Origin of the sequence: Pontibacterium sp., from assembly GCF_041587635.1 — a bacterium.
Taxonomy (GTDB): domain Bacteria; phylum Pseudomonadota; class Gammaproteobacteria; order Pseudomonadales; family Balneatricaceae; genus Pontibacterium.
In genome coordinates this window covers 1-23,850 of the sequence record NZ_JBFGYC010000010.1, presented here as the reverse complement: position 1 = coordinate 23,850, position 23,850 = coordinate 1, and the positions used below count along the sequence as shown (strand labels likewise).

Below are 23,850 nucleotides of genomic sequence, written 5' to 3'. Positions count from 1 at the left end.
CGTCCGCTTTGGGTCAATAGCAGCCTCTCAGTTCGCTGCAAATTCTAGCACCTGAGCGACTGGTTTCGAGGTAAAGCGGCCGCTCGCCAGTCGATAGATTGATTTTTTTCCAGCTTAAATTCTGGAATACCAAAGGTCAGCAGACCACCGATTTCGGGATTACGGTCAAAAACGACAGGTTTAACACCGTTGCGAGCCAGAATATCTGCACACCCCAGCCCCGCAGGACCTGCACCGATGATCGCAACGACTTTATCCGTTTCTGGAGTTTCGGACATATCCGGCTTCCAGCCCATCGCAAACGCGGTATCAGTGATGTATTTCTCAACTGAACCAATCGTTACAGCACCAAAACCGTCGTTCAGAGTACAAGACCCTTCACACAGGCGGTCCTGAGGACAAACGCGGCCGCACACTTCCGGCAGAGAGTTTGTCTGATGGCTCAGGTTAGCCGCTTCAATAATATTGCCTTCCGAAACCAGCTTCAGCCAGTTAGGGATATGGTTGTGTACCGGACACTTCCATGAACAGTACGGGTTACCACACTCCAGGCAACGGTGTGCCTGGTCGGACGCATCTTCTTCAGCAAACGGCTCGTAGATCTCGGCAAATTCTTGTTTACGAACTTCAGCCTCAATCTTTTTCGGTCCTTCACGGGACACGTCGAGGAACTGGAAATCGTTGTGTAAACGCTCAGTCATGTTCCCACCTCATCTGGGCGCCTGCTCTGGCAGGCGCTCGTTACTCTTTTACCTGTTAATAAAAACGCCTGACGCTATTACTCAGGACGGCTGCGCATGTTGTCCAGCAGATCACCCAGGCTTGCAGCCTTAGGTTTCACCAGCCAGAAACGACCGATATAGTCGTCAAAGTCATCCAGGATCGTCTGACCCCAAGCGCTGCCTGTCTCTGCAACAAACTCTGTGATCACAGAGCGCAGGTGGTTTTTATACGCTTCCATCTGCTCAGTATGGATGCGGTGGATCTCAACCAGCTCGTGGTTGTAGTTATCCACAAAGGTATTTTCCTGATCCAGTACGTAGGCAAAACCGCCGGTCATGCCTGCACCGAAGTTGTAACCTGTGCCACCCAGTACAGTGACCAGACCACCGGTCATGTACTCACAACAGTGGTCGCCAGCACCTTCGATAACGGCGTGAACCCCGGAGTTACGTACTGCAAAACGCTCACCGGCACAGCCTGCTGCGAACAGCTTGCCGCCAGTAGCACCGTACAGACAGGTGTTACCCATGATGGAGGTTTCGTTCGAGTTGTAGGTCACCTCGTCGAATGGACGCAGGACAACCTTACCACCCGCCATGCCTTTACCAACATAATCGTTAGCATCACCTTCCAGATACAGGTTCTGACCACCGGCATTCCAAACACCGAAGGACTGGCCTGCATGGCCTTTGAACTTGAAGGTAATTGGCTGATCCGCCATACCCTGATTACCATGCACTTTTGCAATGGCACCGGAAGTACGGGCACCGACAGAGCGGTCACAGTTGGTGATATTCAACGACCATTCACCGCCCTGTTTACCTTCGATGGCAACTTGAGTCAGTTCCTGCATCTGCTGGTTCAGCGTAGCTGGATCGTATGGCAGATTGCGTTCAACCTGACAAACCTGAGGATACTCAGCCGGTACGCCACCATCACTGATGATCGGACCCAGATCCAGATTTTTCTGCTTGCTGGTTTCACCGCTCAGAATTTCCAGCAGGTCAACACGACCGACCAGCTCTTCCATAGTGCGAACACCCAGATCAGCCATCCACTGACGTGCTTCTTCTGCAACGAAACGGAAGAAGTTCTTAACCATTTCAACGGTACCGCGGAAGTGATCATCACGCAGTTTATCGTTCTGAGTTGCAACACCGGTCGCACAGTTATTCAGGTGACAGATTCGCAGGTATTTACAACCCAGCGCGACCATCGGCATCGTACCGAAACCAAAGCTCTCTGCACCCAGAATTGCGCCTTTAACCACATCCAGACCAGTCTTCAGACCGCCATCTGTCTGCAGACGCACGCTACCACGCAAGTGGTTGCCACGCAGAGACTGGTGAGCATCTGACAAGCCCAGCTCCCAAGGAGAACCGGCATGATGGATAGAGGTCAGTGGCGATGCAGCAGTACCGCCGTCGTAACCCGAGATCGTAATCAGATCCGCATAGGCTTTAGCCACACCACACGCGATGGTGCCAACACCCGGACGGGAAACCAGCTTAACGGAGACCAGACCTTCAGGGTTAACCTGCTTCAGATCGAAGATCAGCTGCGCCAAGTCTTCGATAGAGTAGATATCGTGGTGTGGTGGAGGAGAGATCAGCGTGACACCCGGCACCGCATAACGCAAACGTGCAATCAGCTGATTTACTTTACCACCTGGCAGCTGACCGCCTTCACCCGGCTTCGCACCCTGCGCAACTTTGATCTGCATAACTTCAGCGTTGACCAGATATTCTGGTGTCACACCAAAGCGGCCAGAAGCCACCTGCTTGATCTTGGAGCGCTTCATGGTGCCGTGGCGGGCTTCATCCTCACCACCTTCACCCGAGTTGGAACGACCGCCCAGCTCGTTCATCGCTACCGCCAGTGCTTCATGTGCTTCTGGAGACAAAGCACCCAGAGACATCGCAGCGGAATCAAAACGTTTGAAGATATTATCTACCGGCTCAACTTCGTCCAGCGAGATGGATTTCACATCTTTACGCAGGGAGAGCAAGTCGCGCAGGGTAGCAACACCACGGTTATTAACCAGATCGGCATACTTCTGGTAATCCGAGTAGTTACCGGACTCAACCGCTTCGTGGATGGTACGTACCACATCAGGGTTATATGCGTGGTATTCGCCACCGTGTTTGTACTTCAGCAGGCCGCCTGCCTGAATTGGCTTACGCGCAGTCCAGGCTTCTTTTGCCAGCAGGCTCTGCTCAAACTGGAAGTCCTCGAAACGAGCACCTTCAATTCGGCTTGCCACGCCTTTAAAGCACAGATCAACAATTTCACTGCTCAAGCCAATGGCTTCGAACAGTTGCGCACCGCGATAAGATGCAACGGTGGAGATACCCATCTTAGACAGGATCTTCATCAGGCCTTTGTTGATGCCTTTACGGTAGTTCTCGTGTGAATCCAGAGGATCCAGCGTCAACTCACCGCTGGTGCACAGGTCGTTCAGCACACGGTAAGCCATATATGGATATACGGCCGTCGCACCAAAACCAAACAGCACTGCAAAGTGATGTGGGTCACGTACGGTACCGGATTCCACAACGATGTTGGAATCGCAACGCAGGCCTTTCTCTACCAGACGGTGGTGTACCGCACCAGTCGCCATCGCCGCGTGAACAGGCAGACAGTGACGGGCAATCGCCGCATCGGACAGCACCAGAATAACTTTGCCGTTACGAGCGGCATGTTCGGCCTGATCCGCGATCGCAACAATCGCCTTTTCCAGCGAGATTTCGTCTGGGTTGTAGTTCAGATCGATGATCTCAACTTCAAAGCCTTCAATATCGTTGTCGCGCAGACGGCGGAATTTGCTGGCAGACAGAACAGGCGTGGTCAGAATCACACGACGTGCATGTTCTGGCGTTTCTTCAAATACGTTACGCTCGGCACCGATACAGGTTTCCAGAGACATAACAATCGCTTCACGCAACGGATCGATTGGCGGGTTAGTCACCTGCGCAAACTGCTGACGGAAGTAGTCGTAGACGGAGCGCACACGGCTGGACAACACAGCCATTGGCTTGTCGTCACCCATGGAACCCACCGCTTCCATACCGGTTTCACCCAGTGGACGCAGGACCTGATCTCGCTCTTCAAATGTTACCTGAAACATCTTCATGTGAGTCTTTACTTCATCCGCAGACATTTCACGGAAGGAGCGCGACTCTTCGGTCAGGTTCATGGTCTGTTCCAGACGCAGCGCATTCTCTTTCAGCCACTTTTTATATGGCTGCGCCTTTTTCAGGCGATTGTCTACGTCTTCGGTATGCAGCACTTCACCCTTAGCGGTGTCGATTGCCAAAATCTGTCCTGGTCCGACACGGCCCTGAGCTACGATGTCTTTGGGCTCGTAGGAGAATACGCCGATTTCGGATGCGGTGCAGATATAACCCTGCTTAGTCATCACCCAACGGGAAGGACGCAAACCATTACGGTCCAGCATACATACCGCGTAACGACCATCGGTCATTACCATACCGGCAGGACCATCCCACGGTTCCATATGCATGGAGTTGTAGTCGTAGAAAGCGCGCAGTTCGGAATCCATGGTATCTACGTTCTGCCATGCTGGCGGAACGATCATGCGTACAGCACGGTAGATATCCACACCACCCACCAACAGGAACTCCAGCATGTTATCCATGGAAGAGGAGTCAGAACCGGTGGTGTTTACAATTGGCTGCAGCTCATCAAGATTAGGCAGCAAATCGGTCTTGAACTTTTTGGCACGTGCCTTCGCCCAATTGCGGTTACCGTCAACGGTATTGATCTCACCGTTGTGGGCCAGGAAGCGGAATGGCTGTGCCAGCGGCCAGCGTGGGGCCGTATTCGTAGAGAAACGCTGGTGGTATGTGCACACCGCTGTTTCCAGACGAGGATCTGCCAGATCTTTGAAGAACACTGGCAGGTCAACCGGCATCGTCAGACCTTTATAGGAAATAACTTTGTCGGACAGACTCGCAATGTAGAAATCTTCTTCTGTGGACATTGCGATCTCAGCCTTGCGACGAGATACGTACAGACTGATTGCAAATTCGCGTGCGGTTTTGCCGCCATCTGCGATGAAGACCTGCTCGATCAGAGGCAAGGTATCCTTAGCGATCGGTCCCAGACAGCTATCATCTGTTGGAACAACACGCCAGCCAGTTACACCCAGACCTTCAGCTTCTAGCGCTGCATTGACTGCATCGCGAGCTGTCTGAGCGGAAGTGGCGTCACGTGGAAGAAATACCATGCCAATAGCGTACTGCTCACCCAGCTCGGCATTCAGCTCTTCTTGTGCCACGGTACGAAGGAAGCTATCCGGCTTCTGCATCAACAGGCCACAACCATCACCTGTCTTACCGTCAGCTGCGATACCGCCACGGTGAGTCATGCATGCCAGTGCTTCAATCGCTTTTTCCAGCAGATCGTGACTAGGCTGACCCTGCATGTGTGCCATCAGGCCAAAGCCACAGTTATCCTTGAACTCGCCGGGGCGATAAAGACCCTTGCTCATAAGCCCTCACTCAAAAAATTCTTTATAATCAAGACGTTATTTAATCCGCCCTCATGCTGCAGTTGCGCAGTGCAGACAAAAAGGGACGGCTATTTTACACACCAAGGCGGGGAAGAACAAATTTTAGACAAGCAGAGAGGCGCCGGAGAGACCACCAACCCCCTCCTAACAAATGGATAACCTGTTGTTTATAAAGGATTATCTTTTATTTATATCGCTATGAATTCCCTTCATACTACGCGCCCACGGACGTTGCTTTTTCAACCGTGCAGGCAGTGTTTTTACCGCAGCAATCGCCTGTTTTCGGTCTGAAAACGAGCCATATACAACCACATACCAAGGTTTACCTTTAAACATGGTAGCGAATGACCTCAGCCCCTCTAGCTGACTGTAAGCCTGCAGAAACCGCTCGATACTCTCTTTTTCGCGCGCACCCAACAACTGCAATGTGTAATTGGCAGCAGGCAGTGCGAGCAATACCTTTTCATCCGCCAGAATACGCGCAGTCCTCGGCACCTTATCTTTTATTATCGCTGCAACGGGCTTCTCAGTAATCGTTTCCGGCGCACTTATCGCAGGGATAGAGTCTGTTGCTCTTGGTGCCGACCGCTCAACAACCAGAGGTTTATCCGCAGGCTTGCTGACTGGCTGCGGAACCACAACCTGTTTTGTCTCAGGTTGTTTAGCCTTTGCGCCAATGTCCGCAAAGTTGTCCGGCTTTCGACTCTCTTTAGATATCACGCTTGGTGTCTTATCACTCCCCTGTAGATCACCCTGTGACTTCTTAGCAACAACAGGGGCAACTGGAACGATAGGGTTAGGAGAAACAGGAGCGACAACTTCCGGCTCTTTTTGACGGATAGCTGCGTTCTGCTTATCGACGCCAGCATCAGACACTGCAGTTTGAACAGGCTTAGAATTCACCGCCGGCGTTAATGTTTCTTCCCCTGCATTCTCCTCAGGAGAATCAGCCTTGTTAGAAGCCCCTAGAGCAGCCAGATGCTCGCGATGCGTCTTAACTTCGGGCGTCACTTCAGCCACCGCACTTTCAGAAACCTTGGGTTTCAATGTGATAGATTCACGTTCTTTAGCCACCTTAGCGGGTTCTACCAGGCTGTCTTTCTGCAGGCGTCCTTCCTGCTCTGCCAGACGGTTTTTCAGCGCTGCAAGCGTTTCAGTTTCCACCTCGACTTTCGCTTTCCCCGGAACAGACAGACTCAGAGGCACCTGAACGCGACCATCTCCGCTATCCACCGTTATCACGGGCTCATTCTCAGGTGTGAAAGTCCATGCAGCTACAGCGGTAATGACCACCAGCAGCAGTGCAATCCCCGCCATATGCAAGGGAGGCAAAGGGAATGCTTTACGCCCCGTTGGTACAGGCTCAGCCGTAACGGATGGCACTGATTTCTGCGGTTTAACCTGAGCATCACCGAGCCGTCCAGGAAATCCACCTGAAGCAGCAGACATCGTCTTGAGCTCTTTCTCAGTCATCGCATAACCAGCCGGTACCGTTTGCCGGATAAAATCCTGCATCTCAGCATCGCTAAACGGTGCCAATGACAAATGATGCACCCGACCGGCAAGCGCCTCCAGCCAACTTTCCCGCTCTAATCGGTCGGCAAGATCCTGCTTACCCAACAAGAGCAGCTGGGGTGCCGTACCATCATTATTTTCATGTGATATTTGCAGATTGATCAGCAACGCCAACGCATCATCTGAGAGCAGATCCGCATCATCAACCATCAGCAGCAAGCGCTGCCCCTGAGCTCGTGTCACTTTGACCTGCTCATTGAGCGCCTCAAGACGCCCCTGATCGGTATCTGGAAAGTTTACATGGCTAGGTAACTGGGTCAGCAAACCATCAAGTAGCGCCCCAACAGACAAACCAGACGTTGCGCAAACAAGACACGCGTGCACACTACTGTCGACTGATGATGGAGAAATTTGCTGTAAAAGAGTCGATTTACCTGCCCCAACCTCGCCGGTCAGCACAAGTAGAAAATCAGAAAAGCGGATCAGGTGACGAACCTTATCAACCAGTTGCAGCCGGGATTCCGGCTCAAAGTAACCACTGGTTTGGGAAGCATTGATAGCTGTAGATCCGCCACTCACAGATTGATCCTCACGCGCTGGTTATTTGTCCCAGCTGATCTCCAGCCGCCAGTGTTTGCTCCAACATCGCAGCAGGAAAATCCGCAGTCACAACCGCTTCACCCAACTGCTTGAGCAACACCAGTCGCAACTGACCGTCGATCACTTTTTTATCCACAGCCATCAGATCCATAAAGTCCTTTGCCGTCATATTGTCAGGGGCAATAACCGGCAACTTTGCTGCCAATAAAATTTTGCGGGCCCGCACAACATCTTCATCACTGATCCAACCCAAACGCTGGGACAGATCTACCGCCATCATAGTACCTGCACCCACGGCCTCACCGTGCAACCATTGACCGTAGCCCTGATGCGCTTCGATAGCATGACCAAATGTATGCCCAAGATTGAGCAAGGCGCGAATACCGGACTCTTTTTCGTCCTGCGCAACAACCTCTGCTTTTACCTCACAAGAACGGTAGATCGCCTGGATCATCGCCTCAGGTTCACGCGCATTGAGCGCATCCATGTTCGCTTCCAGCCAATCCAGAAATTCTGCGTCGTAGATCAGTCCGTATTTGATCACTTCAGCCAGCCCCGCTGCCAGCTCACGCTCTGGCAGGGTGTTGAGTACCTGGGTATCGATCACAACACACTGCGGCTGATGAAATGCACCAATCATGTTCTTGCCTTGCGGATGATTGACACCGGTTTTACCACCCACAGATGAATCAACCTGCGATAACACGGTTGTCGGCACCTGAACAAAATCCACACCACGCTGATAACAGGCCGCAGCAAAGCCTGTCATATCACCAATGACACCGCCCCCCAACGCAACCAGCGTGGTCGTGCGGTTGTGACGACATTCAAGCAAGCGATCAAAGATGGTATTAATCTGCGCCAGGTCTTTGTATTGCTCACCATCGGGTAGTACTACAGTATCAACCTGATAGTGATCACCCAGACTCGCCTGCAATCGCGCCAGATAGAGCGGCGCCACTGTTTCGTTGGTAACAATCAATATTTGCTTACCACGAATGTGCTGACACATCAGTCCCTGATCCAGCAAACCCTCGCCGATATAGATCGGATAGCTGCGTTCACCAAGGTCCACATTCAGTGTTTTCATTGCATTGTTCATAGTTGGGTCTGGCTCTAATAGATGCGGCAGCGTTAGATACGCTGCTGGTAATTGCGGATTATTTCAGTCACAACAGAACGCGGATGGCGCTTATCTGTACGCACAAGCAGATCGCAAGCATCTCTATAAAGCGGATCACGCCGCTCCAACAGCTCTCGCAACACCTGCTCAGGATCTTCGGTCTGCAACAATGGGCGATTTTTATCCCGCGCTGTTCGCTCCAATTGCTGCTCAACAGACGTGCACAGATAGACCACATAACCCGAGGCTTGCAAACAGGTGCGGTTCGCCTCACGCTGGATTGCCCCGCCACCGGTGGCCAACACAATATCGTTGCGCTCGCAAAGCTCGCGGATCACTGCTTCTTCACGATCCCGAAACCCGTCTTCACCCTCAACATCAAAAATCCAGGGAATATCAGCCCCGGCCCGATCTTCAATTTCACGATCAGAGTCGATATAGGTGAGTTTAAGTTCCTGAGAAAGCAAACGACCTATGGTGCTTTTACCAGCGCCCATAGGTCCTACCAAAAATATATTCAATTCACGTAAGTCCGTTAGTTAATGCTCAGGGACTCTCGAATCAATTTAGGTGTAATAAAGATCAGGAGTTCCGTTTTCACACCTGTATTCTCTTTGTTCTTGAAAAGATTGCCAAGTACCGGAAGGTCTCCTAGCAAAGGTGTTTTGTTAATTGTTTCCGAAGTTTCGTTCTGAAATACACCGCCCAGCACGATTGTCTGACCATCCGGCACGACAACGGATGTCACCAGTTCGTTGTTATCGATAGTGATCTGGCCGTTAAATGTCGTATCTCCAAGGGAATCTTGCTTGATCAGCAGATCCATCGCAATACGATCACCCGGATTTATACGAGGCGTGACTTCAAGACGCAGCACAACATCTTTAAATTCAATTTTAACCTCACCGTCTTCGACGGTCTGAAACGGAATCTCCCGACCGGATTCAATGCTGGCGGTTTTGCCATTCATTGTCACAATTTTAGGCTGCGAGATAATTTCCGCCTGACCATCACTTTGCAACGCAGACAGCTCCAATGCCAATAAAGAGCTGGCACCGGGCTTAATCCCAATTGCAAAAGACGTCGGATTTAGGGCCGTTGCTCCAAGGTCAACCGCCAAGCCTGCGGTTGTTGGTGGGTTCGCAAAATCAACGCCGCCAATAGAGTTGTTGAGTATTATGCCCTTCCCGTTGTCAATATCTTCATAGCCAAAACCCCATTTCACCCCCAAGTCTTTCGTAATAGACGAACGCGCTGTCACCAAACGAGCCTCAATCAGGACCTGCTGGACTTCTACATCAAATTTACGCAATGTTTTACGGATTTCCTGCAGCGCTTTCTCTGTATCCCGCACCATCAACACATTGGTTTCATCATCGGCCATGATAAAACCACGCTCCGGTGTGATCAGCTTGGCATCCTCAAGGTGAGTTCTCATTTCAGATGCCTTACGGAAATCCACCTGAATATACTGCGTTTGCAAAGGGGCTAATTCTTCGATCTTTTTACTGTTTTCCAGCTCTTGCTCTTCGCGCTTCGCAATCTCTTCCGCTTTAGCCACCAACAACACATTGCCCAACACTCGCTTATCTAAGCCTTCGGTGCGCAACACGATATCCAATGCCTGATCCCAAGGGACGTTTTTCAGGCGCAAAGTGATGTTCCCCTCAACTTCATCACTGACAACCAAGTTCAGCTCTGCCACTTCGGCAATAATCTGCAACACCGAACGCAGCTCTACATCCTGAAAGTTCAGGTCGATGGGCTCACCGCTGTATGGAAACAGCTCTTTCTGACGTTCATCATTTTCCTGCTCAGTGACCGGTTTAAAGTCCAGCACAAGCTGGGTCCCTGTTTGATACGCCAGATAGTTATAAGGTTCAGCACCAGGCTTCACCAGTACCGTCGTGTTCTCGCCCGCGCCCATCGAGTCAATAAACAAAACTGGTGTCGCAAAATCCTGTACATCTACGCGCTGTTCAAGCGCCCGTGACAAACTTGCCCCCAATAGATTTACGACGACGTTATTGCCTTCTTCCTGAATATCTACACCCGCCTTATCATCAGATAAACTGATCACGACGCGCCCCATACCTTCTTCGACCCGTTTAAAGTCGATACCGGTAATACGGGTCGTATCAGGATCAGGCTTGGCATCCGGGTTCGCAGCCGCTTTTGCCTGCTCCAGCTTAGTGGGTTTGCGCTTTTGTGTAATCGTCGCATCCCCCTCTCCGATTACCACAAATAAGCTGTTCTGATCTGTAAACGCACGATAACCTGCGGACTCAAACAAGTTCGTCACAATGCGCAAACGCCCTTCTACCTGAGCAAAGCTCACACCTTTGACAACGCCCGTTGCCACTGCGAGGTTTTTCTCTGCCAGATCACTGGTCACACCCCAAAGGTCCATGACGATCCGTGAGGGCCGGTCAATTTGATAGCTTTTGGGTAACGGCGGCGGGGCATCAAAGTCAAAACGTAACTCGACCTTTTTCCCAGGCAACGCCACAAAATTGGCTTCTTTCAGTAACAATTCGGCGGATGCCGTCGAAGCGACACTGAGCATCAGCAGTGCAAGACAGAGACCTGCCAAATGACTGAAAGACTGTTTCAGCATCTGTTTTCCAAGATTTAATCTAGCCACTTAGTGATCCTTTATCTCTTCTTAGCTTCTGTGCCACGCTCTTCCAGAGCAATAACGCGTGGTCGCTTCATCCAACCACCGCGCCCGTTTGACACGATTTCAACCAGCTCGACCTTGCGCTCATCAATGGCGACAACTTTTCCGTAATCCAGCCCCATGTGATCACCGACACTCACCCGATGCACAGCCCGTTCCCCATCTTTAATCAGAGCCCAGAGTTTGTCCTTGCCCCGGCGCGTAATCGTACCCACCATAACCAGATCATCCAGAGAAAACTCTTCAAGATAGGCTTTCGGACGCGCCGTATCCGGCTTCAGGTCATTCTTGTTTTCGCGCTTAGTTTCGGCCAACTGGCCAACCGCCTGCATGGGCTGCAGGGGCACATATGGCTCACGTAAGCTGGCGCCCTCATACACGAAGCTCTGATAGGGCTTGTACTCCGGTAGCGGCTCAATTTTTCCAGCGGGTTTCGCCCGGGTTTTATTGACAAAGCGTTCCAGATCGCTCTTATCTTCAACCCAGACCATGCAACCTGAAGCAAACAGGCTTATAACCGCGATCAACGATACTCTTAACAGCATCCTCAAATCACCTACTGAGTGTCATCATAGCGATACGTACGGGCGCTGATATTCATCTGCAAACGCCCGTTCTCCGCCGGAATTATTTTATAATCGTGTAACGTCACGATACGTGGAATCGCAGCCACACCGCTAACAAACTGCCCCATTTGATGGTAAGTACCACCCACAGTAATCTTAATCGGCAGCTCAATGTAAAACTGACTCTTTTTTTCGTCCTGCAGTTCGATCAGCTCTATATCCAATCCGCTTTCACGCCCGATACGGGTGATATCATCCAATAAGCCAGGCACTTCATTTTGGGTTGGTAACTGGCGCAACATCTCAGCAAACCGGCCTTCTACATCGGCCATCTGCTTACGCAGTGCATCTAGATTGGCCACTTCAAAGGACTTGGCTTCATACACCTGCTTCAGCTCAACTTCTTTGCGAATTTCCCGATCCAGACGATTGGTTTTATCGGTTACATAAAAATGCAAACCCGCAGCCAGAATCGCACCAAAGACCAGCAAATAAGTAATCGCCTTAACACCAACAGGCCAGCTACCTGCAGTTGCAAAGTCCAGATTATTAACATCAAAGCCCTTAAAAGCGCTTTTCAGACCATCAGCCTTCATTCTTCAGCCTCCGCCTGTGGTTTTTCCAGCTTCACAGTCAATCTGAAGTTCTTCAGTCCCTGCTTACTGTCCACCTGACTCAGGTTCGGCTCACCAAACCAGTGTGACTGATCCAGATTCCGCATCAGCGTGGAGACTTCCATGTTGTCTTTGGCCAGCCCCGTCACACTGACGACCGACTCTCGACGTATCAGTGACGTATAGTGAATTCCATCCGGCAACACCCTGACCAGCTCGTCAAAGTTACGCACGATAACCGGCCGATTGCCTTGCAGCTCATGAATGGCTTGCAGGCGATCCAGCAACCGTCCCCGCTTCTCTTTCAGGTCATTAATGTCTTTGCGCAAACGATCAAGCTTGGCAATTTCGACCTTCATATACTGGTTACGCTTTTGCTGCCGCTAAGTCTGCATATCAAAGTAGTAACCGATACCCAGAACGACAACCGCTGCAAAGATCGCAGCGCCAGCCACATTGGTAACAAACTTTTTCTGCCGCTCGGCTTTCTGTTCTTCGCGCCAAGGTCGGAGGTTAATCAGTGCCATAAGATTTACTCCCCAACCGGTCGCATAGCTAACCCACAAGCTTTCACCAGCGATGAGGCGTCTGCCGCTAACCGCTCACCGCTGACCTTGCTACTGACTTTCATCTGCTGAAAAGGATTCGCCGTCAGCGTTTTCACACCGATCTCTTGCTCAATCTGCTCCGCAATGCCGTCAATCGCCGCGGTTCCGCCCATCACATAGAGACGACTGAGTTCATTATGCACACCCGATGAGTAAAAGAACTGCAACGCCCTGGATACTTGCTGCGCAACATTGCCGCGAAACGGCAACACAAACAACTGCTGAATTTCAGTATTCAGTTCACCCTGTCGAAGCTTCTGCTCCACTTCACCCAGAGGGATACCGTAGTGCTGATGAATACTGTTTGTCAGCTCGTTTCCACCAAACGCCTGTTCTCGGTTATATACAATCTGACCATTGTGAAAAACGTTCAGGGTCAGCGTTGCCGCCCCCACATCGACAATCCCTACCAACTCATCGCTATCGGGCTTATTTTCCAGCTGAGCAAACGCTCGCTCGACGGCATAAGTATCTACATCAACAACGTCACATTTAAGGCCTGCACCGTTGATCGCATCTTCTCGCATTTCGACGTCACTACGACGGCAGGCAACGACCAGGATGTCATTAAAGTCAGCGTTATGTTCGGATACGCCCTTAACCTCAAAGTCGATAGCGACCTCATCTAGCGGATAGGGGATAAATTGATCAGCTTCTAGTTTGACTTGCTCTTCCAGCTCAATTTCAGTGAAAGAGTCGTTGATGGTGAGGGATTTACTGATAACGGCGGAAGAGGGAACAGCAACAACAACCTTCTTCAGGTTCGTCCCGGCAACTTTAGCCGCACGTTCGACCGCTTCCGACACCTGCGCTACATCTTGTACATTGCCATCAATGACAGCCGCGGGCGGCACAGGCACCACAGCATAACCATCCAGCGTAAACTGGCCGGAATGATCAGTAAGAGCAACCAGTTTGACGAAGGAGGAACCAATATCCACCCCGACCAGACCAGCATCTTTTTTTCCAAAAAGAGCAAACACTAGGTCAATCCTTATCCTTGCCAAATTCACCTGAACGGCGCTATCGCCATCAGACCACTGATATTCGTCGCTAACTGTAGTCCATATTTCAGGACTAAGCCGCTACTGGCGCCAAACGTTTGTATGAATACTTAGCATACCTGCTGTAACGCAAAAGGTCAGCGAACCCCACATTTTAAATGACTTTAAAATCAATTTGACTGAAATAAATCAAATTGTCGGTAGAGTGATGAACCAGTAGCAGTATAATAAGCGGCATATAATATAATTTCTTGAAAATACAGTAGCATGCGCGCCATAAAAAAACTGTTTAAGTATCTGTTCGCATTCGGCGTCGTCGCAGCGCTGCTGGGCGCTGTAGGCGGCTTTGTCGCTTATAAGCATTTCTCAAAGGATCTGCCAGAAGTTGGCACCCTGCGTGACGTAAAATTCCAGACGCCTCTGCGCATTTATAGCACAGACGAAAAGCTGATTGCCGAGTACGGCGAAAACAAGCGCACCCCGGTGAACTACGAACAGATCCCGACGCATTTCGTCCATGCTCTGCTGGCAGCCGAAGACAGCCGTTTTTTCGAACATAACGGCATCGACATCAAAGGCCTGGCCCGAGCCGCATACCAGCTTGCGTCATCCGGCCATATCAAAAGCGGTGGCTCAACCATCACCATGCAGCTGGCGAAGAACTTCTTCCTGACACGCGAACGCACCTTTGATCGTAAGTTTCGAGAAATACTGCTATCACTGCGTATTGAGCAAGAGCTGAGTAAAGAAGAGATTTTTGCACTCTACGTGAACAAGATCTTCCTTGGCCACCGAGCCTACGGCATCCAAGCCGCTGCAAACGTGTACTACGGTCAGGATCTCAGTGAGCTGTCTATCGCACAGCTCGCGATGATTGCAGGCCTGCCTAAAGCACCTTCTGCTAACAACCCGATCTCCAACCCTAAACGCGCACTAGAACGACGTAACTGGATCCTCAAACGGATGCATACGCTGAGTTTCATTGATGATCAGCAGTATGAAGATGCCCGCACCGAAGAGCTCAGCGCATACCGCCACGGCGCAGACATTGAAGTAGACGCGCAATACATCGCGGAAATGGTCCGCAGCAAGCTTTTCAGCGAGTACGGAGAAACGCTTTACACCGAAGGTTATCGGGTTTATACCACCGTAAAAAGCGACCTTCAAACAACGGCAAACCAGGCGTTGCAGCAAGGCCTGCTGGCCTATACCGAGCGCCACGGCTACCGCGGCCCGGAAAAAAACTTCTCCGAAGCTGAGCGACAGGATGAAGAGAGCCTGCTTAAAACATTGAACAAGGTTGGCAATGTCAGCGATATAGAGCCCGCAATCATTGTTGGCCTGCAAGACAAAAACATCGAAGTACTGCGTAAAACCGGTGACCGTGTCACCGTTCACTGGGAGCAACTCAGCTGGGCACGCGAATACAAAACAGCCAATCGTCAGGGTGCCAAGCTGAAAAAAGCCGCTGATGCATTCAAACTCGGTGATCTGGTCCGCATTCAGTTACGCACAGCCGAAGCTAAGAAGACCAAGAAGAAAGCCAAAGATCCCGCAACAGAAGCACCACAGCAAGTTTGGCATCTGACCCAAGTACCATCCGTTCAAGGTGGGCTCATCTCAATCAGCCCTAAAGATGGCGCGATTGTATCTTTGGTAGGCGGGTTCAATTTCCACCACAATAAGTTCAACCGTGTTACTCAGGCGATTCGCCAGCCAGGCTCCAACATTAAGCCATTTATCTATACGGCGGCACTGGCAAACGGCTATACGCCAGCAACACTGATCAATGATGCCCCCGTGGTATTCCATGACGACCAACTGGAATCCAACTGGCGCCCAGAAAATTACAGCAAGAAATTCTACGGCCCAACCCGACTGCGTGAAGCGCTGTTTAAATCCCGCAACCTCGTATCTATCCGAATCCTGCGCCAGATCGGCATCAGAAACACACTGGGCTATTTGGAAAACTTTGGCTTCGACAAAGACAAGCTGCCGCATAATTTATCACTATCCCTCGGTAGTGCGGATATGACTCCGCTACAAGTAGTACAGGGTTACGCGATACTGGCAAACGGCGGTTACCGCGTCTCACCACATTTCATCGAGCGCATTGAAGACAGCGAAGGCAATCTGATTTACCAAGCGAAACCCGCCACAGTGTGTGAAGACTGCCAGTTCGTCGATCCCGAACAACCACCCGTCGTCACACTACCCGGCCAGCAGATTACCTCGCTACCATTGGCGGAACGTAAGGTGGATAAACAATCCTCCTACCTGATCTACAACATGATGCAGGATGTCATCAAACGGGGTACGGCTCGACGCGCCTTGGTATTGAAACGCAACGATCTGGCGGGAAAAACAGGTACCACAAACGACCAAAAAGATGCCTGGTTCTCAGGCTTCAACCGCAACCTGACCACCACGGTTTGGGTTGGATTTGATCAACCTCAGACGTTAGGCCGCAAGGAGTTCGGCGGCACAGCAGCACTCCCAATCTGGATCGACTACATGCGTATTGCGCTGAAGGGCCAACCGGAGAGCGCCCCGGTTCCCCCTGAAGGCATCGTAAGCGTCAAGATAGACCCTAAAACAGGACTGCTCGCCACCCCCGGCCAGAGCAATGCCCTGTTCGAGTATTTCCGCGAAGATGATGCGCCTACAGAGATGGCCGCTCAATCAGACAAACAGCAGGGCGGCAGTGAGACGGAAGATATCTTCTGATCCAGAACGCAAACAAACATAAGCCAGCCTGAGTGCTGGCTTTTTTGTACCTGAAGACAGACGGAAGCGAATTACGCAAAACGGCAGGCACAAAAAAGCCCGGCCGAAGCCGGGCTTTTCAAAGCATATCTGTCCTGATTACTTCAGGTCAGCTGCAGTCGTCAGTGGGTAGTGGTCTGGCAGAGGCAGACGCGCTACACCGCTATCGATTGCCGCCTGAGCAACCGCACCAGATACAGCACCCAGCAGGCGAGTATCAGTTGGCTTAGGAATGATGTACTGCGCACCAAACTCCAGAGAGTCCAGCTCGTACGCATCCAATACTTCCTGAGGCACAGGTTCTTTCGCCAGCTCAGCAATAGCACGTACCGCTGCCGCTTTCATCTCTTCGTTGATTGCAGACGCGCGAACGTCCATCGCACCACGGAAGATGAATGGGAAGCCCAGTACATTGTTAACCTGGTTAGGGAAGTCAGAACGACCCGTTGCCATGATAACGTCATCACGGGTAGCGTGAGCCAGTTCTGGACGGATCTCTGGATCCGGGTTCGCACATGCGAAAACAACCGGAGTTGGAGCCATTTTAGCCAGCTGTTCAGCAGACAGCAGATCAGGACCGGACAGACCAACGAATACATCAGCACCGTCAATCGCGTCATCCAGAGTACGCTTATCAGTTTCGGTTGCGAACGCCGCTTTCTCAGGCGTCAGCTCTTCACGACCAGAGTGGATCACACCCTTACGGTCAAGCATGTAGATGTTTTCTACTTTCGCACCCATGTTTACCAGCAGCTTCATGCATGCGTTAGCCGCAGCACCAGCGCCCAGGCAAACAATGCTTGCTTCAGACAGTTCTTTACCTGCAATTTCCAGAGCATTGATCATGCCAGCAGCCGTTACGATAGCCGTACCGTGCTGATCATCATGGAATACAGGGATGTTGCAGCGCTCGATCAGAACGCGCTCGATTTCAAAACACTCAGGTGCTTTGATGTCTTCCAGGTTGATACCACCAAAAGTCTCAGCGATACGGGCAACCGTATCAATGAAAGCCTGTGGGCTTTCAGCGTCAACTTCGATATCGATGGAATCCAGACCGGCAAACTTCTTGAACAGCAAGGATTTACCTTCCATAACTGGCTTAGATGCCAGAGGACCCAGGTCGCCCAGACCCAGGATCGCGGAACCGTTGGTTATTACCGCTACCAGGTTACCCTTCGCAGTGTAACGGTACGCTAATTCAGGATCCTTCGCGATTTCACGCACCGGCTCAGCCACACCAGGGCTGTATGCCAATGCCAAGTCTTGCGCAGATTCAGCGGAGGTGCTCAACTCTACGCTGATCTTACCCGGACGCGGGAACTCGTGGTAATCGAGTGCGGCTTGTTTCATATCTTGAGACATGGCTGCTGTTCCAAATAGTTAACAAAAGACGAACTCAGCATCATATAGAAAAGCCCACAGCCCCACAACCAGTGGGCCTATCCTGCCAGTCAAAATTTATACAATTGGACCTTTTGATTAGTCAGTCAAAAACTGCAGATGATCGGGATGGGAAACATTGATAAACAAAGGCTTGTAGCGGTTTTTCTTCACCGACGAATAGCGGCTACGATCAATTAACCAGCCCCGGACTTCCAGTCTGGACTTAAGTCGAATAAGGGCCTTGTGTGCATCGTCAAATAGCACTAATACATCAGCATCAAGCTTAAGCGCAATACGATTATCAAGCTCCAGATACCACGCTTTATTTGAACGACTCACCTTCGTAATCTGTCCGCGCAAAATCACAAAGCCCGTCGTTCCGGGGTTGAGATCTGTCGCATCTTGAGGCCATCGACCGTTACGCCACACACCAAGACTTTGCTCTCGCGCCTCTCGCTCAGCGGCCCGCAAGCAGTCTTGCAGCAACACATTGGGTGGGATCGCCAGGTAATACCCCTGCCCCTGCTTCAGCAGCAATTCCTCCAAACTTCGACCATCACGAAGAAAAAGGTGCCCTAACGTACGACCATATCGATCACGGGGTTGAGTGCCGAGCTGTATGGAAGAAATATCAGAAAGGAGGGATTGAACAAATTGCCTTGCAGCCAGTGCACCGACTTCCGGCTTACCCCGCTTGTAGTTCATCTCCGGCGTATTCACGCCGATTAAGCGGACAGATTGGCCAGAGCTTAGTCGCACGGTATCGCCATCAAAGGCTTTTTCAACACGGACCTTTTGAACCGTGTCCGGTATGGGGCACGCCGCAAACGCCGGCGTAATGACCAGAAACAAAAAAGCACTCCAAAGGAGTGCTTTTCTTGAAGCTGCTCGAAGCATCGATTACTTCGTAAGAGAGCGAGCACCGAAACGCTTGTTGAAGCGGTCAACACGACCACCGGTAGTCGCTTCTTTCTGCTTACCAGTGTAGAACGGGTGGCAAGCGGAGCATACGTCCAGGTGCATGTCCTGACCCAGAGTAGAACGTGTTTTCACTACGTTACCGCAAGAACAGGTTGCAGACATTTCTTTGTATTCTGGGTGGATTCCAGCTTTCATCGTAAAAAACCTCAATTGACGTGCCGCCACTTGGTCAACTTTGCCAAGCACCGCACCGGTTATTTTAGCGCACGCAAAAGCCTACGCCGTGAGAATAGGTCGCGGATTATACGCACACTGCCTGACCACCGCAATCATCGAGGCCGTTTATTCTTAACAGAAAAGCCCCTAGACTTAGCCCTCCACTAAAGCGCTTCTTTATATTCAGGTAAAACAGATCCGATGGTCGTTCTCAGACTTGCCCTGCCTACTCCGATGCGTCGGGTGTTCGACTATCTGCCACCCGCCGGTCTCGATCCACAGACGTTAGTACCCGGCATCCGTATACGCGTGCCTTTTGGGAATCGCCAGCTGATCGGTATGTTATTGGACGTAAGTGATCACTCTGAGTTCCCTATTCATAAACTAAAGGCGGCGTTGGAGGTATTGGACGCCACACCACCTCTACCCGCTCATCTGATGGATCTGGCACGCTGGGCCGCAAGTTACTATCAACATCCGATCGGAGATGCGCTGGCGCAAGCACTGCCCGTCATGCTGCGCAAGGGCAATGCCTGTGAATATGCGCACGAGCATTTATGGCGCGCATGCGAAGGCGCGGTGCCTGAAGATGCAGGCAAGCAGGCGAAGAAACAGCAAGCGATGTTGGCGTTGCTAATTAAGCATCCGCAGGGCATCAGTACCGATGCTATACGGGCAGAAGGCTATCGACCTGAACTGCTCAAACCACTGGAAGAAAAGGCACTGGCAGAGCGCTTTATTCATCACCCGCACCATGCCAACTCGGAACGTACCGAAGATCTGTTACATGAAGCCCCGTTGACGCTCAATGCACAACAAAGAACCGCACTGGAAGCGATCAATAATAGTGATGGTTTCGCCCCCATTTTGCTGGAAGGCGTCACTGGCTCAGGCAAAACCGAAATATACCTGCAAGCCATAGAGCTGCAACTCAGTCGGGGCAAGCAAGCACTGGTACTGGTACCTGAAATCGGACTCACACCGCAAACGGTGACCCGCTTCAAGCAACGCTTTAACGTGCCAGTTGTCGCGTTGCACTCCAATATGAGTGATCGTCAGAGGCTGGATGCCTGGCTGGATGCCCGGGAAGGCGAAGCGCGCATTATCATCGGTACCCGCTCCGCGATTTTTACACCCATGCGTGCACCCGGCATTATTGTCGTTGATGAAGAGCATGATGCGTCCTTTAAGCAGCAGGACGGTTATCGATACTCCGCACGAGACCTCGCGGTATTACGTGCACAGCGTGAACAAGTTGCCGTGGTACTTGGCAGCGCAACCCCCTCTCTCGAGACCCTGCACAATGCTCAGCAAGGTCGCTACCAGTGGCTGCGCGTGACCGAACGTGCCGGAAAGGCCAAAGCGCCCTCGTTTGAGTTGCTCGATACCCGCCATACACACCTGCAATCGGGATTATCTACACCACTGATTAAAAGGATCGGCCAGGCACTCGAAAAAGGGACTCAGGCATTGGTTTTTATCAATCGACGAGGCTTCTCCCCAACCCTGAGCTGCCATGATTGCGGCTGGATTGCTGACTGTAATCGCTGTGATGCGAACATGACGCTGCACCGTTCACCCCCGCACCTTCACTGTCATCACTGTGATAAGCAAACCCCTATTCCTGCGCGTTGCGGGAACTGTGGCAGCGACCAACTAAAGCCCGTCGGAGCCGGAACAGAGCGCACCGAAGACACACTGCAGAAACTATTTCCTCATATCCCGGTACTGCGCATCGATCGCGATACGACCCAGCGTAAAGATGCGATGGCCAAAATGATGGCCCAGATTCACTCGGGAGATCCCTGTATTTTGGTTGGCACACAGATGCTCGCCAAAGGGCACCATTTCCCGAAAGTCACCCTTGTCGCCATTCTTAATGCTGATAGTGGCCTGTTTAGCGCTGATTTTCGAGGTATGGAACGTACTGCCCAGCTTATTCTACAGGTCGCAGGTCGTGCGGGCCGCGCAGATCACCCCGGTTCAGTGGTGATGCAGACTAACCAGGCGGATCACCCCACCCTACAACATCTGGTTCAGATGGGTTATTACGCGTTTGCCCAACAAGAGTTAATTCAGCGTCAACAAGCGCAGCTGCCGCCTTTCACTCACTATGCCTTAGTGCGCGCGGAAGCTAATGGTAGCGGCCGGGCCGAAGCATTTCTTCGGGCGATTCGCGAACAGATGGAAACGGATATTCTGATGCCGGCAGGCGTGCGCTGGCTGGGGCCTTTTCCTTCGCCCATGGAAAAGCGTGCGGGAATGCACCGTGCGCAGATGTTGATTCAAGGCGACAACCGCCGCCACCTGCACCAATTACTGGATACTCTGACCCATTATTTAGAGCAAACGAAAGAAGCTCGCAAAGTGCGCTGGTCCATCGACGTAGACCCCGTAGACACCTTCTAATTCGACACGCAATGTAATCCATATGGTCGATTTACAAAGAAATACGGGGTTTTACTTAATTCTTTGGTTTACATATTGACCATTCTGTAACTATGCTTGCCTCTACCCAAAAGTAGAATAAGAAGAGAACGAGGGATGCTATGAGGCTGAGTATTACCCAGAAAATTGCTCTGGGTTTCGCCATTATGGTGCTATTTATTGCAGTTGTTGGGAGCGGAGGTCTGCTCAGTAACAACAATATCTACGCAAAACTTAACAACGTCACCGAAGATGCGTTACCCACCTTGTCTGCCAGTTTTGAGCAGCTGGTGAATCTGCAAGAAGCCAATCAAGCGCTGTTCAAAGCACTGGCTCAACAGAACGCCAAGGACCTCAATGACCAAAGAAAGGTCTTTGAAACTGAGGTAAAACGCTTCAATCAAGAACTGCAGCAGATGCGTCCGCTTGTGGAAAATGATCCTGAGTTACGTGCCTCTTTCGAACAGATAGAAACTCTCAGCAAGCAGTTCTCAGTCGTCGCCAAGAACGTTATCAAAGAGCAGAAAGAGCGTCTGATCCTCGATCGGCGTATCGTCGAAGCGCAAATCAAGTTTCAAGGCCTGAGTGATGCCCTGACATCATGGAGCCAGCGCTTCCTAAGTAAGGGAGAGAACTTCGACGGCATGATTAAAGCACGTCTGATGACCCGAGCTCTGAGTGCGCATAAGTTTCAGCTGATCAATTACATGCGTTCACGCGACCTATCCACTCTCAATTCAGCACTGAAAGATACGCAGGGAGAGCTGAGAACATCCCACAATGAGTTTGTCGCACTTGAGAAGAAAGCGACACAAATCGGCACACTGATCGACGACTTAGAACTGAACCTGTATGGCGATACGGGCCTGGTCGCCTTTTACCGTCAGCGTGTAGCCGTAGGTAATACTCTGGATAGAGATCTGGCCCAGACCGCTTCCCTGATCAAGGATTCCCGGGCAGCCGTAGACCGCTTTATTACCAATGCACGTGCCCATGCAGAACTAGCGCGTACCGAAGCTAATCAGACCATCAGTTTCAGTCGTTTACTGATTCTGGGTCTGATGGCAGGCTCTATTGTGGTTGCGCTGGTCGTCGCACTGCTCACCATTAACACCTTCCGTAAACCTCTGGCTGAAATTCGTGACCGACTATCTCAGCTGCAACAGGGCGACCTCCGGGTCAGCTTTGATCAGGAGCGTAAGGATGAGTTTGGCGACTTAGGCACATCGCTGAATGCAGTGACACTGGGCCTGAAAGACATTCTCGAACAGATATCCACCGGTTCTGTGCGTCTGTCTGACGTCGCTCAGCAGAATGCTTCCATCAGCCAGCAGGCCACACAGTCGATGAGCATGCAAAGCTCTCAGTTGGATCTCACCGCCGCTGCCGCCACCGAACTCGAAAGCAGTGTTTCCGAAGTGGCCAGCCACAGTAATACAACGCTGGATGCTGTCCGCGAATGCGAAGACCTCACGCGTAATGTGAATTTGCAGGTATCCAATACCCTGACAAGTATCGAAACACAGGCCAGTGGTATCGATCAGGCCAAAGGTGCGAGCCAGGAGCTGGCCGGTTTCAGTAACGAGATCGAATCCATCCTGACCACCATCGAAAACATCGCTGAACGCACCAACCTGCTGGCCCTGAACGCGGCGATTGAAGCCGCTCGAGCAGGTGATCATGGTCGCGGATTTGCGGTGGTGGCGGATGAAGTGCGCGAGCTGGCCAGCCGTACACAGAATTCGGTACAAGAGATCCAGTCGATGGTGGATAACATGCAATCCAGTATCCGTCGTGTGGTTAGCGTGATGAATGAAAGTTATACACAGGCACAGCAATGTGTTGATCACGCCAATACCTCACAAGAAGCACTGGATGCGATGAATCACGCCATCTCTTACATCCGGGAGCTGAATACACAGATTGCCGAGGCCGCTCAACAGCAGACCTCCGCAGTGGAAGAGGTCAGCCGTACACTCACCGAAATCAACAGCGCAGCAGCAGAAACCGCACAAGGTGCTGACCAAGCGGCGAGTGGCAGCCGTGAACTGCTCAATTTCGCCCAGCAACAGCAACGCTTATTAGGGCGTTTTTCCGTCTGAATCCGTCACTTAGAATGATTGGTCTGCAATAGACCACTCAAGCTCGGTATTGGGGCTTAACAATT

Annotated in this window: 16 protein-coding genes and 1 pseudogene; 3 read left to right on the top strand and 14 right to left on the bottom strand. The window is 51.4% G+C overall.

What is annotated here, in order from left to right; genetic code table 11:
- Positions 1–101: 101 nt before the first annotated feature.
- From ABYW01_RS01470 to pilM, 11 genes and pseudogenes are all read right to left on the bottom strand, one after another.
- A pseudogene (locus tag ABYW01_RS01470) lies at positions 102–701 on the bottom strand (NAD(P)-binding protein); the annotation flags it as partial.
- Positions 702–778: 77 nt separating this feature from the next.
- The gene (gltB, locus tag ABYW01_RS01465) at positions 779–5,236 is read right to left on the bottom strand and encodes a glutamate synthase large subunit (RefSeq protein ID WP_372830767.1); all 4,458 of its coding nucleotides are present in this window, start codon (positions 5,234–5,236) and stop codon (positions 779–781) included.
- Between the two features lie 198 nt (positions 5,237–5,434).
- Positions 5,435–7,351, bottom strand: coding sequence for an AAA family ATPase (locus ABYW01_RS01460; protein WP_372830766.1), 1,917 nt, complete (start codon positions 7,349–7,351; stop codon positions 5,435–5,437).
- A gap of 10 nt (positions 7,352–7,361) precedes the next feature.
- The gene (gene aroB / locus ABYW01_RS01455) at positions 7,362–8,462 is read right to left on the bottom strand and encodes a 3-dehydroquinate synthase (protein WP_372830765.1); all 1,101 of its coding nucleotides are present in this window, start codon (positions 8,460–8,462) and stop codon (positions 7,362–7,364) included.
- A gap of 44 nt (positions 8,463–8,506) precedes the next feature.
- The gene (aroK, locus tag ABYW01_RS01450) at positions 8,507–9,016 is read right to left on the bottom strand and encodes a shikimate kinase AroK (protein WP_372830763.1); all 510 of its coding nucleotides are present in this window, start codon (positions 9,014–9,016) and stop codon (positions 8,507–8,509) included.
- A 14-nt stretch (positions 9,017–9,030) separates the two neighbouring features.
- Positions 9,031–11,112 carry a type IV pilus secretin PilQ gene (gene pilQ / locus ABYW01_RS01445; protein ID WP_372830762.1) on the bottom strand — a complete coding sequence of 694 codons (2,082 nt, stop codon included), beginning with the start codon at positions 11,110–11,112 and terminating at the stop codon, positions 9,031–9,033.
- Positions 11,113–11,150: 38 nt separating this feature from the next.
- A complete protein-coding gene (locus ABYW01_RS01440; RefSeq protein WP_372830761.1) occupies positions 11,151–11,720 on the bottom strand; it encodes a pilus assembly protein PilP in 570 nt (189 codons plus the stop codon).
- 11 nt (positions 11,721–11,731) lie between these two features.
- Complete coding sequence (locus ABYW01_RS01435; RefSeq protein WP_372830760.1) at positions 11,732–12,337, bottom strand: type 4a pilus biogenesis protein PilO; 606 nt, start codon at positions 12,335–12,337, stop codon at positions 11,732–11,734.
- The gene (locus ABYW01_RS01430; RefSeq protein ID WP_372830759.1) at positions 12,334–12,714 is read right to left on the bottom strand and encodes a PilN domain-containing protein; all 381 of its coding nucleotides are present in this window, start codon (positions 12,712–12,714) and stop codon (positions 12,334–12,336) included. The genes ABYW01_RS01435 and ABYW01_RS01430 overlap by 4 nt, the downstream gene beginning before the upstream one ends.
- A 24-nt stretch (positions 12,715–12,738) precedes the next feature.
- Positions 12,739–12,882: a PilN domain-containing protein gene (locus ABYW01_RS01425; protein WP_372830758.1), complete on the bottom strand. Its 144-nt coding sequence runs from the start codon at positions 12,880–12,882 to the stop codon at positions 12,739–12,741.
- Positions 12,883–12,887: 5 nt separating this feature from the next.
- Entirely contained in the window at positions 12,888–13,946 is a 1,059-nt protein-coding gene (pilM, locus tag ABYW01_RS01420) for a type IV pilus assembly protein PilM (protein ID WP_372830757.1), read from the bottom strand.
- A gap of 288 nt (positions 13,947–14,234) precedes the next feature.
- On the opposite strand from pilM, the gene ABYW01_RS01415 reads away from it, so the two are divergent.
- Entirely contained in the window at positions 14,235–16,694 is a 2,460-nt protein-coding gene (locus tag ABYW01_RS01415; RefSeq protein ID WP_372830756.1) for a penicillin-binding protein 1A, read from the top strand.
- A 138-nt stretch (positions 16,695–16,832) separates the two neighbouring features.
- Here the strand turns inward: ABYW01_RS01415 and ABYW01_RS01410 are convergent, their stop codons facing one another.
- The 3 genes from ABYW01_RS01410 to rpmE all read right to left on the bottom strand — a co-directional run bounded on the left by ABYW01_RS01410 (position 16,833) and on the right by rpmE (position 19,235).
- Positions 16,833–18,098 carry a malic enzyme-like NAD(P)-binding protein gene (locus ABYW01_RS01410; RefSeq protein WP_372830755.1) on the bottom strand — a complete coding sequence of 422 codons (1,266 nt, stop codon included), beginning with the start codon at positions 18,096–18,098 and terminating at the stop codon, positions 16,833–16,835.
- A gap of 117 nt (positions 18,099–18,215) precedes the next feature.
- Positions 18,216–18,971: a thermonuclease family protein gene (locus tag ABYW01_RS01405; RefSeq protein ID WP_372830754.1), complete on the bottom strand. Its 756-nt coding sequence runs from the start codon at positions 18,969–18,971 to the stop codon at positions 18,216–18,218.
- Between the two features lie 48 nt (positions 18,972–19,019).
- Positions 19,020–19,235, bottom strand: a complete 216-nt coding sequence (gene rpmE / locus ABYW01_RS01400) for a 50S ribosomal protein L31 (RefSeq protein ID WP_372830753.1) — start codon at positions 19,233–19,235, stop codon at positions 19,020–19,022.
- A 222-nt stretch (positions 19,236–19,457) separates the two neighbouring features.
- On the opposite strand from rpmE, the gene ABYW01_RS01395 reads away from it, so the two are divergent.
- The gene (locus ABYW01_RS01395; protein WP_372830751.1) at positions 19,458–21,665 is read left to right on the top strand and encodes a primosomal protein N'; all 2,208 of its coding nucleotides are present in this window, start codon (positions 19,458–19,460) and stop codon (positions 21,663–21,665) included.
- A gap of 140 nt (positions 21,666–21,805) precedes the next feature.
- Positions 21,806–23,785, top strand: a complete 1,980-nt coding sequence (locus ABYW01_RS01390) for a methyl-accepting chemotaxis protein (RefSeq protein ID WP_372830750.1) — start codon at positions 21,806–21,808, stop codon at positions 23,783–23,785.
- Positions 23,786–23,850 lie beyond the last annotated feature (65 nt).